Raw genomic sequence first — 439 nt, forward strand, 5'->3', positions numbered from 1 at the left:
AAGTGCAAGCACTTTGGTTTGGCCTGTTTCCCGTTCGCTCGCCACTACTTAGGAAATCGATTTTTCTTTCTCCTCCTGTTGGTACTTAGATGTTTCAGTTCCCAACGTTCCCTTCATACAGTTATGGATTGGCTGTATGATGACTGAGGTTTACTCAGCCGGGTTTCCCCATTCGGACATCTACGGATCAAAGTTTATTTGCAACTTCCCGTAGCTTTTCGCAGCTTATCACGTCCTTCATCGGCTCTCGGTGCCAAGGCATCCACTCTACGCTCTTAGTAGCTTGACCTATATACAATGATTATGTCATTGAATATTTGCCTTGTTCTTGTTAAATATAACAGAATAAGTATTTATTTTCGGTTAAATTGTAGATTTAAATATTATTAATAATGTTTAAATCCGTTATTTGCAGTATTTGTTTTTCAAAGTACAAGTT

The 439-nt window shown here is 38.3% G+C and carries 1 rRNA gene and 1 other annotated feature (1 of these 2 cut by a window edge); the gene reads right to left on the reverse strand.

Annotated features, from left to right (window positions below):
* A 23S ribosomal RNA gene (locus BN2390_RS02625) occupies positions 1-289 on the reverse strand; the annotation flags it as partial.
* Positions 1-439 (reverse strand) — a sequence feature (mutual gap in cmsearch alignment for this rRNA model is longer than 100) (it continues 1,110 nt past the right edge of the window). It overlaps the preceding rRNA gene by 289 nt.

Origin of the sequence: Niameybacter massiliensis, assembly GCF_001282685.1 — a bacterium.
Classification (GTDB): domain Bacteria; phylum Bacillota; class Clostridia; order Lachnospirales; family Cellulosilyticaceae; genus Holtiella; species Holtiella tumoricola.